The organism is Aeromonas sp. ZOR0001, assembly GCF_000801015.1.
In the GTDB taxonomy this organism is placed as follows: Bacteria; Pseudomonadota; Gammaproteobacteria; order Enterobacterales; family Aeromonadaceae; genus Aeromonas; species Aeromonas veronii.
This window is the reverse complement of sequence record NZ_JRJY01000160.1, coordinates 14520-29091: the sequence shown is the minus strand read 5'-3', so window position 1 is coordinate 29091 and position 14572 is coordinate 14520. Positions and strand designations below refer to the sequence as shown.

General features: G+C 61.5%; 12 protein-coding genes and 2 pseudogenes. All 14 read right to left on the bottom strand.

Annotation, left to right across the window (positions count from 1 at the left end):
* Positions 1 to 519, bottom strand: a pseudogene (gene exeL / locus L972_RS19020) (GspL family type II secretion system protein ExeL); the annotation flags it as partial.
* Between the two features lie 122 nt (positions 520 to 641).
* Positions 642 to 1643: a GspK family T2SS minor pseudopilin variant ExeK gene (exeK, locus tag L972_RS19015; RefSeq protein ID WP_047440314.1), complete on the bottom strand. Its 1002-nt coding sequence runs from the start codon at positions 1641 to 1643 to the stop codon at positions 642 to 644.
* Between the two features lie 103 nt (positions 1644 to 1746).
* Positions 1747 to 2394, bottom strand: a pseudogene (gene gspJ / locus L972_RS19010) (type II secretion system minor pseudopilin GspJ); the annotation flags it as partial.
* The gene (exeI, locus tag L972_RS19005) at positions 2391 to 2750 is read right to left on the bottom strand and encodes a GspI family T2SS minor pseudopilin variant ExeI (protein ID WP_047440311.1); all 360 of its coding nucleotides are present in this window, start codon (positions 2748 to 2750) and stop codon (positions 2391 to 2393) included. The pseudogene gspJ and the gene exeI, both read right to left, overlap by 4 nt.
* Entirely contained in the window at positions 2747 to 3319 is a 573-nt protein-coding gene (gene exeH / locus L972_RS19000) for a GspH family T2SS minor pseudopilin variant ExeH (RefSeq protein WP_005350046.1), read from the bottom strand. The genes exeI and exeH overlap by 4 nt, the downstream gene beginning before the upstream one ends.
* A gap of 38 nt (positions 3320 to 3357) precedes the next feature.
* Positions 3358 to 3789 carry a GspG family T2SS major pseudopilin variant ExeG gene (gene exeG, locus L972_RS18995; RefSeq protein WP_047440309.1) on the bottom strand — a complete coding sequence of 144 codons (432 nt, stop codon included), beginning with the start codon at positions 3787 to 3789 and terminating at the stop codon, positions 3358 to 3360.
* Positions 3790 to 3886: 97 nt separating this feature from the next.
* Positions 3887 to 5107, bottom strand: a complete 1221-nt coding sequence (exeF, locus tag L972_RS18990; protein WP_005338296.1) for a GspF family T2SS innner membrane protein variant ExeF — start codon at positions 5105 to 5107, stop codon at positions 3887 to 3889.
* Position 5108: 1 nt separating this feature from the next.
* Complete coding sequence (gene exeE / locus L972_RS18985; protein ID WP_047440307.1) at positions 5109 to 6614, bottom strand: GspE family T2SS ATPase variant ExeE; 1506 nt, start codon at positions 6612 to 6614, stop codon at positions 5109 to 5111.
* Positions 6614 to 8650: a GspD family T2SS secretin variant ExeD gene (exeD, locus tag L972_RS18980; RefSeq protein ID WP_047440305.1), complete on the bottom strand. Its 2037-nt coding sequence runs from the start codon at positions 8648 to 8650 to the stop codon at positions 6614 to 6616. Before exeD ends, exeE begins: the two co-directional genes overlap by 1 nt.
* 21 nt (positions 8651 to 8671) lie before the next feature.
* Positions 8672 to 9505 carry a GspC family type II secretion system variant ExeC gene (gene exeC / locus L972_RS18975; protein ID WP_136501513.1) on the bottom strand — a complete coding sequence of 278 codons (834 nt, stop codon included), beginning with the start codon at positions 9503 to 9505 and terminating at the stop codon, positions 8672 to 8674.
* 227 nt (positions 9506 to 9732) lie between these two features.
* The gene (exeB, locus tag L972_RS18970; protein WP_047440302.1) at positions 9733 to 10425 is read right to left on the bottom strand and encodes a GspB family T2SS assembly factor variant ExeB; all 693 of its coding nucleotides are present in this window, start codon (positions 10423 to 10425) and stop codon (positions 9733 to 9735) included.
* Complete coding sequence (locus tag L972_RS18965; RefSeq protein ID WP_047440299.1) at positions 10425 to 11993, bottom strand: ExeA family protein; 1569 nt, start codon at positions 11991 to 11993, stop codon at positions 10425 to 10427. Before L972_RS18965 ends, exeB begins: the two co-directional genes overlap by 1 nt.
* Before the next feature lie 327 nt (positions 11994 to 12320).
* A complete protein-coding gene (locus tag L972_RS18960; protein ID WP_047440298.1) occupies positions 12321 to 13766 on the bottom strand; it encodes an HD domain-containing phosphohydrolase in 1446 nt (481 codons plus the stop codon).
* A 49-nt stretch (positions 13767 to 13815) separates the two neighbouring features.
* A partial coding sequence (locus L972_RS21155) for a beta-ketoacyl-ACP synthase III (protein WP_047440318.1) occupies positions 13816 to 14572 on the bottom strand: 757 nt, incomplete at its 5' end.

Genomic DNA, 14572 nt, shown 5'->3' with positions numbered 1-14572 from the left:
CGGCTCGTCGGCGACGATCCCCTGACAAGGGCCCTGGCGTACCAGCCACTCGCTGCCGAGTTGCAGGGCTGACCAGCCATCAGCGGCCTGTGGCAGCGCCAGCACATCGGGCAGCAGTTGCAGGCTCTTGAGGCCAGCGGCATCGAGCCAGCCGAGCCACTCGGCCATCTTCTGCCGATCCACCGCCATCAGATCCACCTGCTGGCCCTCATGGGCCAGCACCACCAGATGGAGCTCGTCCACATCGGAGGCGATCTGCTCCTCCAGCAGGTAGGGGAGGGCCGCCGCCGACTGGCGGTTGTAGCGACCCGGCAGGGTGACGCGCCGGAAGATCAGATCGCTGCCCGGCACTAGCGTGACCACGGGGCGGCCACCGGCCCGCTCCTGCAGCTCGCCCAGGGCATCGGCCGAGGGCAGGGTGCCGGAGGCGATGATCTCCTGCTCCTGACCGGACCAGACCAGCCAGGCCACGGGTTGTTGTTTATTGGTCCCCAGTCGGATGACCAGACTTTCGCTCACGCATCTCTCTCCTGCGATACCGGTTTGCAAAGGGCGTTGTGCGCCCTGGCAACCGGTGCGCAGCCCGCAGGCTGCATCTAACATCTCTCGTACCCGTAGGCGATGGCCTGCAGGTGCGCTGTTTATTCGGCGCCGCTACTGAGGCGGCGCAGCATCACCAGTTTATAGTCCTTGCCCCGCTGGAACAGGGTTTCGAGCCAGGCCCGGTTATCGCCGACCTCGGCCACGACTCGGGCTTCGAAGAAGTCGCTCTTGACCACCAGCGCATCTTTCAGTCCTTTCACCGAATCGACCGGAGCGAGCATGTCTGTCATCAGCTTGCTCTCTTTCCACCCCTTCTGTGGCCGCTCGTTCAGCACCCGCTTGGCGTCATCCAGCCCGATAGTACCCAGATAGAGGGCGACCAGCAGCTCGGGGCGCTGGGGGGCAAGGGTATTGATATTGATCTTCAACTTGTCGTTGGGCAGGGTGCAGACATAGGGGGCCAGTTTGGCATAGACCCTGGCCGTCACCCCGCGCACCGCCCTCAGCTCGTCCTTGCCCAGCATCCACTGATTGGCGGTCAGATAGGGTGGCTTGAGCCCCTCGTAATAGGCGTCCTCTGCGCCAAGGCTGGAGACCAGCACCGTATCCTTGTCGGTCCAGTCACGGATGGCATCGGTGAGCTGGGCCGCCTCGTAATCATCCATCGCCAGCTGTTTGAGCAGTTCGCGAAACACCTGCACCGGATAGGGCTGCTGCGCCAGCTCCTCGCCGCTCCCCGCCTTGGAGGCCAAGCTCAGGCTGTTGAGGTTGAAGCAGGATTGCAGGTCGGTCACCTCGCCCTTGAGCTGGCCATCGTCCACCGGAAACACAGTGTTCTTGCGGGCCCAGTTCTGGCTGAGGTTGACCACCTCGGGATTGTCCTTGAAATCCTGCGTCAGCACCTTGCTCACCAGCGCCTCTGCCGAGAGGGCATACCACCATGCCTGTTTGCCTGTGGTGATGTTGGCGCTGCGGCGCAGCTCAAGCTGCAGGCGGCTGCTCATATTGCTGGCGATGATCACCATTACCGAGAGGATCAGCAGCACCACCAGCAGCGCCATGCCGCGCTGGTGACCGGGGGCGGCGAGATTAGCCCGCATTGGCGCCCCCTCCGTTCTGGCTGTCACCATTACCGCCATTGGTATTGCCGTTGCCGCCGTTGTTCCCGTTGTTGTTGCCACCTTGGTCGGGGTTGCTGCTCTGGCTGTTCTCTTCGGCGCGCTGGCCACCGGCACCAATCAGGAACTGGCGGCGAATGGTGCCGTAATCTTCCAGATCCAGCTCCACTGCCAACCCGTGGGGCAGCACGCTGCGCTGGGTCCACACCTCTTTCCAGTTGCCCTTGTCGAAGAAGTAGAGGCGAAACGCCGTGACCCCCGTCAGCACCGGCTGGATGCGCGGCTCGGTGCCGATCACCGGATCCGGATAGAGATAGCTCAGGCGCTCCAGCTTCTGATCCTTGAGCCGCCAGCCGACCCGCTGCAGATGGGAGCGGGGCAGCATGCCGTCCGGGTTGAGCCAGCCGCTGCGCATAAAGGCCATGCCCCAGTCATCGCTCTGCTGGCCGAACCGGGAGGCCGCCAGCAGCACCTTGTTGTTCTCCCCCTCGATGCGACCGCTGCGCGGCACCATCTGGGTGATGTCTCGCTCCAGCAAGGTGAAAGCGAGTTGCAGTTCGTTGAGGCGGGTCTCCTTGCGCTTGGCCACCTCGTCGCTGGTGAGCACCCCCTGCAGCACCTGATAGGCGCCCATGCTGAGGCTGGCGAAGATGGCGATCGCCACCAGCATTTCGAGCAGGGTGAAACCGGCGTGACGGACGGTACGAGGCGTGCGGGCGGATAGCTGGGTCATCGGCTGATATAGGTCCGCATCATGGCGACCGGGTTCTCGGCCTTGGCGTCGGTGCGCACTTCCATATCGAGCGCCCGGAAGTTGTTGTCGGCGGTGGTGACGCCGCGATAGCGCCAGTACCAGGGGCTGCCCGCCATCTGCTCATCCCCTTCCACCCAGCTGTCGCCGGGCCACTTGTTCTCGAGCTTCTGCTGCACCAGCTGGTTCTCCACCACCCAGGTGGCTAGCGTCTTCTGCTCCAGATAGTTGAGGGCCGAGAGGTGTTCGCTGGCGGTTTTCATTACCGCGAGACCCGCGATGGCAAAGACGGCCAGTGCGACCATGACTTCGAGTAGTGTCATGCCCCGGGCTTTCATTCGCTCACCTCTTCATCTTCATCGCCGGTGAGCAGGGTGAGGCGGCCGAACTCGTCCCCCTTGACGATGCGGGTGTAGCGGGCATCGTCATCCTGCTGGGTGAAGGTGAGCACGAACGGGCTCAGCTCGCCGCCCGGGAAAATAAGCAACTGCGGCGTGCGCTCCTTCTCGTCGCGCTTCTGTTCGGTTTTCTCGTCGGAGTCCGGCTGCCAGCCAAAGCCTTCCAGCTCCAGCGCCAGCGTCATGTTCTCGGCCAGTTGCACCGGCCCCAGCTGCTTGTCGCCAGTCAGGGCCAGCCACTTGCGATCTTTGGCCTGACGCTGCATAAACTGCCAGCCGTTATCCTCGATGCGAATGCCTACCAGCCGACCATCCATCACCGCATACTCCTGCGCCAGCTGCAGCGTCGCCATCAGGCGACGCGCCTGCTTGTCCAGCTCCCGATCTCCTCTGGCGCCTCCCATGCTGAGAGTGACGGCGGTGGCCACTAGTCCCATCAGCATGGCGACCAGCAACACTTCCAGCAGAGTAAAACCGGATTGACGATGAAATGAGAGAGACCGCTTCATGCAGTCAGCTCACAATGAGTGCGGTGAGGAAGCATCACTTATTGGAAATCCTTCAGGTTCCAGTTGCCGATGTCGTCATCGGTACCGGCTTCGCCATCCTGACCCATGGAGAAGATGTCGATCTTGCCGTACTGGCCCGGGCTCAGCAGCTGATACTGGTTGCCCCAGGGATCTTGCGGCAGGCGCTTGATGTAGCCGCCATCGCGGTAGCTGCGCGGCGCCGGATCGATGGAGGGCTTGGTCACCAGCGCGTCCAGACCCTGTTCGGTGGTCGGGTAGCGGTTGTTGTCCAGCTTGTACATGTCGAGGGCGTTTTCCAGCGCCACGATATCGGAGACCGCTTTCTGCTGGTCAGCCTTCTCCTTGTTGCCCATCAGGTTGGGCACCACCAGACTGGCCAGAATGCCGAGGATCACGATGACCACCATGACTTCCAGCAGGGTAAAACCGGATTGACGACGTTTGTTCATGAGTTGCTCCGTAACGAATGAGATGGGATGGCCCATCAGAGAGTGATCACTGGGTGGGTTCGACGGGCCGCCAGCGGCGCCACCGAACACCGGAAACTTACATATTCACCATATTGTTGAGCTCGAGGATCGGCTGCAGGATCGACATCACGATAAACAGCACCACCCCGGCCATGGAGACCACCAGCATGGGTTCGAACACCCCGAGGGCGATATTGACCTGGGATTCAAACTCCCGATCCTGGTTGTCCGCCGCCCGCTCCAGCATGCTGTCGAGCTCGCCGCTCTGCTCGCCGGAGGCGATCATGTGCAGCATCATGGGCGGGAAAATTTTGGTCTCGGTCAGCGATTTGCGCAGACTGGTCCCTTCGCGCACCCGTTCGGCGGCCTCGAGAATGCGCATTCTGGCAAAGTCGTTGGAGAGCACTTCGCCGGAGATCTTCATCCCCTCCAGCAGCGGCACCGCACTGGCGTTGAGGATGCTTAAAGTGCGAGCGAAGCGGGCGGTGTTGAGACCGCGACTGACCCGGCCAATCACCGGCAGGCCGAGCAGCACCTGATGCCAGCGTCGGCGACGCTTTTCATCGGTGAGCCACCAGCGCCAGACAAAGCTGCCAAGGAAGATCAGCAGCAGGAACCAGAGGCCATAGGCCTGCATCAGTTCGCTGGTGCCGATGAGAAAACGGGTGGTGCCCGGCAACTGCTGACCCATGTGTTCAAACTGGGCCACCACCTTGGGCACCACGGCGGTAAGCAGGATCGAGATAACCCCGATGGCGACGCAGGTGAGCACGATAGGGTAGATCATCGCCTGCAGCAGCTTGGTGCGCATGTGCTGGCGCTGCTCGGTGTAGTCGGCAAGGCGGTTGAGCACCTTCTCCAGATGGCCCGATTTTTCACCGGCCGCCACCATGGAGCGAAACAGCTGGTCGAATACATGTGGAAAAGCCCCCAGCGAGTCGGCCAGCGAATAACCTTCCACCACCTTGCTGCGCACCGTCGCCACCAGAGAGCGCAAGTGGGCTTTTTCGCACTGCTCGGCCACAGCCTTGAGCGCCTCTTCGATGGTGAGACCGGCACCGACCAGGGTGGCCAGCTGGCGAGTGATCAGAGCCAGCTCGGCGGTGCTGGCACCGCGACGAAACAGGGCGAAGCGGGTCGCCTCCCGTTTCGCCTTCTCGGTGGTCTCGTTCACCTCGAGGGGAGTGAGCCCCTGTTCGCGCAGCAGCTGGCGTACCTGACGGGCAGAGTCGCCCTCCATCACGCCGCTCTTGCTGCGTCCCTTGTTGTCGAGGGCCTTGTATTCGAATGCCGCCATCTCAATCTTCCCGGGTCACGCGCAGTACCTCTTCGAGGCTGGTCTGCCCCTTGAGGACCTTGTCGATGCCGTCACGGCGGATGCTGGGGGTGTGGCCGCGGATCAGCCGCTCGATGGCGAGCTCGCCGCTGGCGCTGTGAATGGCTTCTCGCACCGCTTCGTCGATCACCACCAGCTCGTGGATGCCGGTCCGGCCACGGTAGCCGGTGTGGTTGCACTGCTCGCAGCCGACCGGGCGCCACACCTGCTGATCGGGAGCCAGCTCGATGCCCATGGCGAGGCGCTCTTGCTCGGTGATGGGGCGAGGGGCACGGCAATCGGGGCAGAGGGTGCGCACCAGCCGCTGGGCCAGCACCGCCAGCAGGGATGATGAGAGCAGGAAGGGCTCGATCCCCATGTCCCGCATCCGGGTGATGGCTCCGATGGCGGTGTTGGTGTGCAGGGTCGACATCACCAGGTGACCGGTCAGCGACGCCTGCACCGCGATCTGGGCGGTTTCCAGATCTCGAATTTCCCCCACCATCACCACATCCGGATCCTGACGCAGGATGGCGCGCAGGCCGCGGGCGAAGGTCATGTCCACCTTGGTGTTGACCTGGGTCTGGCCCACCCCTTCGAGGTCATATTCGATGGGGTCTTCCACCGTCAGGATGTTGCGATCCCGCGAGTTGATTTCAGACAGCGCCGCATAGAGGGTGGTGGATTTACCGGAACCGGTCGGGCCGGTAACCAGAATAATGCCGTGGGGCTTGCGAATAAGCTCGCTGATGATGGTGCGGTTGGCCGCGGTCATCCCCAGCTGCTTGAGCTCGAGGCGCACGTTGTTCTTGTCGAGCAGACGCAGTACCACCCGCTCGCCGTAGCTGGACGGCATGGTGGAGACCCGCACGTCGACGGCGCGGCCGCCGATACGCAACGAGATACGGCCATCCTGCGGCACCCGCTTCTCGGCGATATCCATCCGCGACATCACCTTGATCCGCGAGACCAATAGCGAGGCCAGCTTGCGATGGGGGCGCAGGATCTCCCGCAGCACCCCGTCGATGCGAAAACGAATGACCAGTGCCCGCTCGAAGGTCTCGATATGGATATCGGAGGCCTCTTCCTTGATCGCCTCGCTCAGCATAGCGTTGATGAGGCGAATGATGGGGGCGTCGTCATCGGCATCCAGCAGATCTTCGCTTTGCGGCAGCTCTTCGGCCAGGGCGAAGAAGTCCATCTCGTTGCCGAGATCTTCCATCAGCTGGCGTGCCTCGGAGGAGTCGCGCTGGTAGTGGGCCATCAGCAGCTCTTCGAAGGCCTCGTTGTCGAGTTGCTCCACCGCGAAGCTACAACCCGCGACCCGCCGCACTTCCAGCAGGGCCTGCGGGGTGACGCCAGGGCGGCACTGCAGCACGGGGGCGCCGTCCCGCTCAATCAGGATCACCCCGAAATTGCGGGCAAAGACAAAGGGGAGCTCGGGCAGTGGCGCAGGCCCGACGCTTCCATCCAGATGGTAGGCACTCATCAGGGCTTACTCTGCACAAACGGGGTGGTGGTCTCGACAGTGCTTTGCTGTCTGCTCCGCATCTCGTTGATCTGCTTCTGGATCTCTTTTTGCAGCTCGGGCGACACCATCACATCCTGGCCGTAAACCGGTAATACCTGGCGCTTGGGTGAGGTGAGGTACCCTTCCTGAGCTGCCGCTTCCAGTTGTTCAGCACGGAACAGGGAATATTTGTTATTGGATAGGCCGGAGTACACATCGGCATCACGCAAAATTGTCGGGCGGATAAAGACCATCAGATTGCGCTTGGAGGTTGAGTTGGAGGTGGAGCGAAACAGATAGCCCAGCACAGGAATATCACCGAGCAGTGGTACCTTGGAGATTTCTTCTTTGGTCTGTTCATCCATCAAACCGCCCAGCACGACTGTTTCACCGCTCTTCACCAATACCGAGTTTTTCACTGTACGGGTATCAAATGTTGGGCCCAGGCCAGAGGTACCTTCAGCCTGCTTGCCAACACTGGAGACCTCCTGTTCGATATTGAGCAGCACCGAATCCCCTTCGTTGATCTGAGGGGTGACGGTTAACTTGGTTCCGACCGTTTTGCGCTCAATGGTATTGAAGACGCTGTCACTATTGGTCGAACTTTGAGTGCCTGTCTGGACAGGTACTTCCTTGCCTGCATTGAAAGAGGCTTCCTTGTTGTCCATGGTGACGATACTCGGGGTCGAGAGAATATCGTTCTTGGTATTGGAAGCCAGCGCTGTCGTCAGCATGGCCCAGTCGCCGTGATAGAAACCGGCGGCCATGCCATTTACGGTCGACATGAGTTTGGTAATGGGTTCCGGATTCCCGTTATCTTTGAGCTTGTCTGCTGTGACTTTCGAGGTAATGGGGACTCCGGTATCGGGATATTGAATCGAACCATAGTCGGCATGATTCCACTGTACCCCGAGGTTGAGGCCATCGCTGTCAGCTATTTCGACGATGATCGCCTCCACCAGCACCTGGGCGCGGCGGATATCGAGCTTGGCCACCACCTGCTCCAGTTCGGACATTACGTCCGGCTGGGCGGTGATGACCAGCGCATTGGTGGTCTCGTCGGCTGAGATGGCCAGCTTGCCACCGCCGATGCTGGCACCACCTGTGGTTGCGCCGCCGCCCTTCTTGTCGGCCTCGATGCTGGAGCTAACCCCCTTGAGCACCTCGACCATATCTTTGGCCTTGCCATATTTGAGGTAGAAGACCCGGGTGTTGCCCTGGCTTTGCAGGTCGCGGTCGAGTTGGCGCACCATCTGGATGATGCGGGCGCGCGCTTTCGGCTCACCACTCACCACTACAGAGTTGGTGCGCTCGTCGGCCACCACCTTGGGGGAGAGCAGCAGGGAGGCGGTGCCGCCCTGGGGGTTGCCATCCTTGTTGAGGTTGGTCACCAGCCGCACCATTTCCCCCGCCGAGGCAAACTTGAGCTTGATGATGTCCACATCCTGATCGCCTGCGCGGTCGACCCGGTTCACCACCTCTACCAGGCGGTTGACCACGGCGGCGCGGCCGGTGATCAGCAGCACGTTGGAGGGCTCGTAGTGCACCACGTTGCCACCACCGGCGTTGTCGTTGAGCTGGCGCAGCAACGGCGCCAGTTCACGGACCGAGACGTTGCGCACCGGCACTACTCTAGTCACCATCTCGTCGCCCATGCCCGGGTTGCTGCCATCCACCACCGGAATGGCGGAGGTCTTGGCATCCCGCGAGCGCAGTACCTTGAGCACCCCGTTGTCCATCGGAACCACGGCAAAGCCGTAGACGTCGAGCACGCTCAGGAAGAACTGGTAGTACTGATCCTCATTGAGCAGGTCGTAGCTGCGTACGTTGATCTTGCCGCGCACCGAGGGCTCTATGATGATGGTTTTATTGAGGTTCTTGCCCACCGTATTGATGAACTCTTCAATCTCGGTGTTCTTGAAACTGGCAGAGTATTCGGTGGCCCAAGCTGAGCCCGCCATCATCAGTGCCGCTGCGATAGTGGCCAGACGCCAGCTTTTCCCTTTAGTGGTCATTATTGGTACGACTCCAAATCATTATTCTGACAAGCGCACATAGATGTCGAACTGTTCGCCCTGTCGCTCGACGGTCACTGTCATTTCCGTTGCGCCAGCCATCTGCTGCATTGCCTGCATGGCTTGCATGTTGTCCCGTAAATCCAGCCCGTTGATGCTGATGGCCAGGTCATTGGCCTGCAGCCCGCTCTGGTTGAAAAACTCAGGATTGCTGCCCGGGTTGAGGCGATAGCCGGTCATGCGGCCATCCACCTGAACCGGTGAAATATTGAGGTAATCGGTGATCTTGCCCGGATCGGCCATCAGCTCGCTGCGCAGGGAGCCAATGGGGGCGGCGTTGGTCTGCGGCAGCGGCTTGCCATACTCCTCGCCATCCAGCATCAGGGTCTCGTCGCGGCCATCCCGCTCGATGATCACCCGATCCGGATAGACCTGCCGGATCCGCGCCTGGGTGCCGTCAATCATGTCACCGATCCCGTAGGAGTTCTGGATGCCGGACATGGCGATGATGGCGATGGATTTGGCGGGATCAGAGCTGGCCAGCACCCCGTTGAGCTGGGCATTGAGTTGGGTACGCGGCGCATTGGCGGCCACGGCGGCTTTGGCCTGCGCCTTGGGGATCGCCTTGCCAAACAGCGCCAGTCGGCTTACCTCGCCCAGTTCAAGGCGCGGGTTGCGCTGGCCGCTGACCGCCACGGCGGAGGGTTGCCACGGTTGGCTGGTTTGCGGGCTTGCCAGGGTGAGCAGACGCCAGGTGAGGGCGGCGCTCTGCTGGGCCAGCATGATCAGCAGTGCCAGAAAGGCCACCTGGGGGACTCTGGTCATGGGAAGCCGCCGGCACTGGGCCAGCAGCATGGTCAAGATGTCATCCCTGAATCGTAGCGTCATATTAATCAACAAATTCCAGGCTCTGGGGCGGCTGCGTATTGTGTACGGCCGGTGGCTGTGACACAACGGGTCGGGGCGCGCCAAACCGTAAAAATGGATATTTCATCACACCGTAAACCTTTGAATGCTCACAAAAGTGGCACTCAGGTGAGGTGCATCCTGCTTGCCTGCGAACATCAGGGCTCGGTGCGTACTCATCCTCGCCAATCCTGCAGCGCCTTGAGGGTCACGCTCTGTCCGGCGACCTGCAGCACTATGTATTGCTGGTCGATGGTGGCGAGCACGACCCCCGGGGCGATTTCGCTCCCTTCCCGGTATTCCCGGCCATTGAGCACCACGGCGCGCTTGGCGGGGTTGGAGGAGAACACATGAGAGCCATAGCTCAATTGCGGGACCTGCTGGCGCACCGACTGGGGGGCCGAGCCCAGCGCCATCAATTGGGCTGGTTGCACGTTCTGGCTGGCGGCGTGTGGCGTCTCCTGCAATGGGGTCTCATTGAGGGCTTTCATCAGCTGCTCGGCCAGACTCAGCGCGGGGGTATTCCCCTGACTGGTCCCCTCGTTTTTGGCCACTGCTCTGGGTTGGGCCACCGGCTCCGGCAGGGGCGGGGGCAGCGGACGAGTCACCATCGCCTTGGGTTCGACCCGCACGAAGGGTGGAGTGATCACCTCTTTCACCTCCACCTTCTCCTCGATGGGGCGCAGGTGGATCAGATGCCAGCCATAGTTGGCGCCCGCCCCCAGCAGCAAGGCCAAGGGAGCCAGCAGCCAGCCGATGCGGCGTGGGCTACGCTCCTCTTCCCGGGGCATGGGCAAGCCCATAGCCGGAATATGGGCGGAGAGTTGCGGTTGCTGCGCACGGCGCAGCGCCTTGAGCAGGGTAGACATCAGGAGGCCTCCTCCAGTCTGGGCATGGGTTCACCGGAGAGGGCGTTGAGACGCAGCAGGGTGTTGCTGCCCGCGATGCCATCAGGGGTGAGCCCCTGATCTCGCTGGAACTGCTGTAGCTTGTTCTTGAGCTCGCCATCGAAACGGCGCACCTTGCGCTCGGGTTGCTGCAGCGCACGGCTCAGGGCATTGTCGAGCCACTGGATCTGGGTCTGACCGGCATTGCTGGCGATCAGGCTGACGCCCCCTTTCGGCATGCGCCAGAGCAGGGTGTAGCTGCCGCCCCAGTTGTCGCTGAGCCACTGGCGATCCACCTGCCAGCTCTGGTCACCTATCATCAGGCTGGCCTTGTTCGGCCCCAGATTGACCAGGGTCGCATAGTAGAGGCCGCCAGTCTGGTCAGTGAGCGTGATCATGGCGGGATACTGCAGGGCGCGCAGCTCGTCGAGGCTTGCCTCTCCCTCCTGACAGCGCAGACCGGCACGGGGCGCATTGTCACAGGTTGCCTCGAACGGTTCCGGTTCATAACCCCAGACCCGATAGAGATTCTGCATGGCGCTGTCGTGGTCGATGGCCTGATTGATCGCCTCGGTCAGCTGCTCCTGCTGCGCGGCGGTCTCGTCGATGGTGACCGGCACCTCGATCTTGACTACCGGACGGGTGGGGAACACGCCGAAAAATTGCCAGCCCCACCAGCCTGCGGCCACCAGCAGGGCGCCCGCCAGCGTCACCATCAGACCGGAGGCCCAGCTTCCTTCGTCCCGCACGCCATTGACCTCGAAGGCTGCCTGGCTGATATCGCTGTGGACAATCTTGTAGCTGCCACGGGCGAAAGCGGCGATCAGAGCGCGGTCGCAGATGAGATTGATGAAACGGGGGATCCCGCCACTCAGGCGATGAAGCGTCTTGATGGCGCGCGGGGTGAAGATGGGTTGTACGCAGCCTGCGACTTGCAGCCGGAAGCGGACGTAGGCATCCACATCGCTATGAGAGAGCGGCAGCAGGTGATAGCGGGCGGTAATGCGCTGGGCCAGCTGACGCAGCAGGGGTTGGCGCAGCATCTGTTGCAGCTCGGGCTGACCGATCAGCACCACTTGCAGCAGTTTTCGTTCGTCGGTTTCGAGGTTGGTGAGCAGGCGCAGCTGCTCCAGTACGCCGGGCAGCAGGTGCTGCGCCTCATCCACCAGTACCACGCTGCGCTTGCCTGCCGCCAGGTTGGCCAGCAGGTGATCGCGAATAAGGTCGAACAGCCGCTTGATCCCGGCATCTTCGGGATAGGGGAGTTGAAACTCGTCGCAGATGGCAGCCAGCAGATCCCGTTCGGTCAGGGAGGGGTTGAGGATATAGGCGATCTCGGTCTCGGCGGGGAGCTGTTGCAGCAGGCAGCGGGAGACGGTGGTTTTGCCGGTGCCCACTTCGCCGGTCAGCAGCACAAAGCCGCCGCCATCCTGCAATCCATAGTTGAGATGAGCAAGGGCTTCGCCGTGGCGCTCGCTCATATAGAGGTACTTGGGATTGGGCGAGATGGAAAACGGGTGTTCCGAGAGGCCGAAGAACTGTGTGTACATGAGGGTATTCTTTTGTAGCCGGCGACAGATGAAAAATGTCTCCGGATGATAGCAAACCTCGCTTTCATTGAAAGCCATCATTGGCGCCGAAGGGCAAATTGCGGCCTTTTCCTGCCATCTTGTGATCCCGGTTGCGTCATTGGCACGAATCCGGATCACAAAATGACAAAAAATAGCTGTAAATAAAGGGAAATATCAATATGGGCACGGCGTGACAAAGGCCGTCAGCATGGCGCTGAATCGGCGATCGCCAGACCTGTTTGTGTACAATTTATGACGCCTGTTGCTCTGTCAGCCATCAGGGCAAGCTGGTCGGCATGTACTTGCTCAGTGGTGATCCTGAAACTGCGCGGCAATCTCCCTGAACTGCGCCTCACAGGCGAGAAACGCCGCGACGATGCCGGGATCAAAATGGCTGCCGCTCCCCTTCACGATGATCTCCTTCGCTTCCTCATGGCTGAAAGCAGGTTTGTAGACCCGTTTCGAGATGAGGGCATCGTAGACATCCGCTACCGCCATCAAACGCCCGGAGAGGGGAATGTCCTCACCCGCCAGCCCAGCCGGATAGCCGCTGCCATCCCACTTTTCGTGGTGGGTGAGGGAGATCTCCCGGGCCAGCCGCAAGAAGGAGTTGGAGCCCAGCTGCGCCTCGGCACTCGCCAGCGCATCGGCGCCGATCTGCGGGTGGCGCTTCATGATGGCGAACTCCTCGTCGGTCAGCTTGCCCGGTTTGAGCAGGATGGCGTCGGGAATGCCCACCTTGCCCACATCGTGCAGGGGAGCCGACTTGAACAGCAGGTCGATGGTGGCGTCATCGAGCGGATAGCGATCCCAATCACTGCGACTGAGGTATTGCGCCAGCGCCTTCACATAATGCTGGGTGCGGATGATATGGGCGCCGGTCTCGTTGTCCCGGGTCTCCGCCAGCGAGGCGAGGCCGAGGATAGCCACGTCACGGGTCAGGTTGAGCTCGTCGCTGCGGGATTTCAGCTCACCGATCATCTGATTGGTGCTGGCGGCAATCAGGCCAAACTCGTCATCCCGGGTGACCGGCACCCGGGCGTCGAAGTCACCACACTGTACTCTGGCCATGGTGCTGGTCTGCTGGCGCAGGGATAGGCCGAGATTGCGACCATAACCGTGAATAATGAGGGCGAGATAACAGAAGGTCACCGTCATTACGAAGGCGATCTCCCACAGGATGTAGTGCTGGGCATCGACCCTCGGCAGGCTGCGCTCCACCGTCACCAGCCACTCCAGATCCTTGTTGAACAGCAAGAAGAAGACGCCCCCCAGCAGGGTGAGGGTCGCCAGGGTAAAGAGGGTGAACTTGCGTGGCAGCGGCATGGCCAGCGGGTGGCTCAGTGCCAGGCTCTGCTCGGCTTGCCGTGCTCTGGCCCGATGCAAGTCTCGCTCCAGAGTCAGGTCAGCCGCTACCAGAAAGCCGAGGGTGGTCATCCCCAGCAGCACCTTGAGGTGACTCTCCAGCGGGAAGTTGTGGGCCAGGGCGTTGTAGTTCGAGAGCAGCAGTGCTCCCAGCAGGTAGAAACCCACCTCCAGTCCAAACCCGTCCAGCCCGTTGCGCGCCAAGGGCCGACTTGAGAGCAGCCAATTGCGCACGGCGAACATGATGGCGAACGTCACCAGGGTCGGCCCCAGCAACTGGGGCAGGGTGAGACTCTCGAGAAACGGGCAAACCTGCCAGCCATAGAGACAAAATAGTGACAGGGTTACCCCGTAGTGCAGGGCGCAGCGCCCCGTGATCCTCTGCATATTCCCACCCATGTTGCTGGTTATTGTTATGTCGGCGGGAGGCCCGCCATTACAGGCGCCGCAGCAGCAGGCTACCTATGGAGTAGCCAGCGCCAAAGGAGCACAGTACGCCGCGAGCCCCCGCAGGAAGGTCGCGATTGTACAGATGAAACGCGATGATGGAACCCGCCGAGCTGGTATTACCATAGCTATCAAGAATGACCGGTGCCTCCTGCTGGCTGGCATCGTGGCCCAGCAGCTTGCGGCCGATGAACTGGTTCATGGTGAGGTTGGCCTGATGGAGCCAGAGCCGGTTCAGGCTCTCGGCAGGCCAGCCCTGCTCATCGAGCTGGTTGGTTATCTGGTCGCACACCAGCGGCAACACCTCCTTGAACACCTTGCGCCCCTGCTGGCGAAACAGCTTGTCGTCACTGTAGCGGGTGCGCGGGCTCAGCCGGTTCAGAAAGCCGAAGTTGTTGCGGATGTTGTTGGAGTACCGGGTCACCAGCTTGCTGGCTACCAGTTGCCACGGATTGGCTACCTTGCAATCGGCCTGCCGCTCCAGCAGCACCGCGGTGCAGGCGTCGCCGAAGATAAAGTGGCTGTCTCTGTCACGGAAATTGAGGTGCCCCGAGCAGATCTCCGGATTGACCACCAGCGCCAGTTTGGCGCTGCCTGCTGCCAGCATGTCTGCGGCTGTCTTGATGCCGAAGGTGGCAGACGAGCAGGCCACGTTCATGTCAAAGGCCAGGCCGCTCGCCCCCAGATAGTGCTGCAGCTCGATGGCCAGCGCCGGATAGGGGCGTGGCATGTTGGAGGCGGCCACG